This window comes from uncultured Maricaulis sp. (genome assembly GCF_905480005.1).
In the GTDB taxonomy this organism is placed as follows: domain Bacteria; phylum Pseudomonadota; class Alphaproteobacteria; order Caulobacterales; family Maricaulaceae; genus Maricaulis.
Genome location: NZ_CAJQOO010000098.1, coordinates 1 through 2,589, shown reverse-complemented (window position 1 = coordinate 2,589; position 2,589 = coordinate 1). Strand labels below are relative to the sequence as shown.

At 60.8% G+C, this 2,589-nt stretch carries 1 protein-coding gene and 2 pseudogenes; all 3 read left to right on the top strand.

What is annotated here, in order from left to right; genetic code table 11:
• Positions 1 to 832 (top strand): annotated as a pseudogene (locus tag QZ266_RS09005) (phosphoglucosamine mutase); the annotation flags it as partial.
• Positions 833 to 977: 145 nt separating this feature from the next.
• Positions 978 to 2,288: a UDP-glucose/GDP-mannose dehydrogenase family protein gene (locus tag QZ266_RS09000; protein WP_295694183.1), complete on the top strand. Its 1,311-nt coding sequence runs from the start codon at positions 978 to 980 to the stop codon at positions 2,286 to 2,288.
• Positions 2,289 to 2,373: 85 nt separating this feature from the next.
• Positions 2,374 to 2,589, top strand: a pseudogene (locus QZ266_RS08995) (phosphomannomutase/phosphoglucomutase); the annotation flags it as partial.

Below are 2,589 nucleotides of genomic sequence, written 5' to 3'. Positions count from 1 at the left end.
CCTGTCGAACCTTCGCCTGGTCGTCGATTGCGCCAATGGTGCTGGCTACAAGGTCGCGCCGAAGGCTCTCTGGGAGCTCGGCGCGGACGTGATCCCGATCGGCGTCGAGCCGAATGGCTTCAACGTCAATGAGGAGTGCGGATCTACGGCGCCGGCGCGCCTGTCCAAGGAGGTCGTGAAGTATCGCGCTGACCTCGGAATCGCCCTCGACGGTGATGGCGACCGGGTCGTTCTGTGTGACGAGAAGGGCCGGGTCGTTGATGGCGACCAGATTCTGGGTCTGCTGGCCGGACATTGGCAGGAGACGGGCGAACTCCGTCATCCGGCAATTGTTGCGACTGTCATGTCCAATCTCGGGCTCGAACAATATTTGGCCGGGCGCGGGATCAAACTGGAGCGGACCCAGGTTGGCGACCGCTATGTCTCGGAGCGCATGCGCGAAACCGGTATCAATCTGGGCGGTGAGGCGTCCGGCCACATCGTGATGCCGGATTTCTCGCCGACCGGTGATGGTCTGATCGCCGCGTTGCAGGTTCTGCGCGTTCTTGGTGAAAGCGGAAAACGGGCGAGCGAATTGCTCAATGTGTTCAAACCGGCGCCGCAATTGCTCGAAAATGTTCGCGTTTCCAAGGGCAAGAGGCCACTTGAGGTGGATGCGGTATTGGAGGCGATTGCGGAGGCCGAGGCCCGTATGGGTGAGGCAGGCCGTCTGGTCGTGCGCGCATCCGGGACAGAGCCCGTGGTCCGGGTGATGGCGGAGGGCGAGCAGAAGCTCATCCGCAAGGTCGTCAATGATGTGCGCTCGGCCATCGAGATCGCTGCCCAAGGCTAACCAATTCGCCCGGTGCCGCGCTTTGCGGCTCCAATGCGAAAATATCACGCAATTCGGCCTGACGACTCATTTCGCGGCAATCTCTCCTTGCGCCTGACAGTCCTGTCGGCGATACCGTCTCCGACCAGAATGGGAGTGATAAGTCATGCGCGTCGCAATGATCGGAACCGGCTATGTTGGGCTGGTGTCGGGGGCCTGTTTCGCTGACTTCGGGCATGAAGTCGTCTGTGTCGACAAGGATGCCAGCAAGGTTGAGACGCTCAACTCCGGCGGCATTCCGATTTACGAGCCAGGCCTCGACCTGCTCGTTCAGCGCAATGTGCGCGAAGGGCGGCTCTCATTCACTCAGGACTTGGCAGAAGCCGTAGGAGCGGCTGATGCTGTTTTCATCGCTGTCGGCACGCCCTCGCGTCGGGGCGATGGCTTCGCGGATCTGAGTTATGTCTATGCTGCGGCCAAGGAAATCGCCGAGGTGTTGACCGGCTATACTGTGGTCGTGACGAAATCGACCGTGCCGGTCGGTACGGGTGATGAGGTCGAACGCATCATTCGCGAAACGAGGCCGGATGCCGATTTTGCCGTTGTTTCAAATCCTGAATTTCTGCGCGAAGGCGCCGCTATTGATGACTTCAAACGCCCCGATCGGGTCGTCGTCGGTACCGATGAGGACCGTGCCCGCGCGTCCATGAACGAGCTTTACCGCCCGCTCTTTCTCAATGAGACACCGATCGTCTTTACCTCGCGCCGCACGTCGGAGCTGATAAAGTATGCGGCCAACGCCTTCCTCGCTATGAAGATCACCTTCATCAACGAGATCGCGGACCTTTGCGAGAAGGTTGGCGCGAATGTCCAGGAAGTCGCCAAGGGTGTCGGCCTCGATAAACGGATCGGCGGCAAGTTTCTGAATGCCGGCCCCGGCTATGGTGGCTCCTGCTTCCCCAAGGACACGCTCGCCCTGACCCGTACCGCCCAGGAATACGACGCGCCCTTGCGCTTGATCGAGACGGTGGTCGAAGTCAATGATGCCCGCAAGCGGGCCATGGCCGGCAAGGTCATCGAGGCCTGCGGTGGCGATGTGAACGGCAAGACCGTTGCCATTCTGGGCGTGACCTTCAAGCCGAACACGGACGACATGCGCGATGCGCCGAGCCTGGAAATCATTCCGGCCCTGCAAAAGGCCGGGGCCACGGTCCGGGCCTTCGATCCCGCCGGCACTGTTGAAGCCGAGAAACTCCTCCAGAATGTCGAGTTCGTTTCCGGCCCGTACTTCTGTGCGGAAGGGGCCGATGTTCTGGTGATCATTACCGAGTGGAACGAGTTCCGGGCGCTCGACATGAAGCGCCTGAAGTCGACCATGAAGGCGCCTGTCCTCGTTGACCTTCGCAATATTTACACGCTGGAAGAGGCGACCAATGCCGGTTTCGCCTATACCAGCGTCGGACGCCCCGAAGGCTGAACCCCAAAAGCTCGTCGGGTGCAGCCCGTCGGGCTGTGCGCGTCGCGAGATCCACCCCGACTATCACTCAAGAAGCGGTGTTCCCATGACGATCAAGCCCCATGCCAGCCTTGCCCCCAATTCCTGGGCTTTCGAAAATGAAGCCCTGATCAAGCCAACCGGCTTTCGCGAATATGATGCGCGCTGGTGGTTCGGGCATCCCGGTTCTGACGTGGCGCCGGACCTGAACCTGTATGGTGTTCAGACGCTGGGGATGGGCCTCGGCACGCTGATCCACGAACTCGGCGTCGCCCCCAAAATC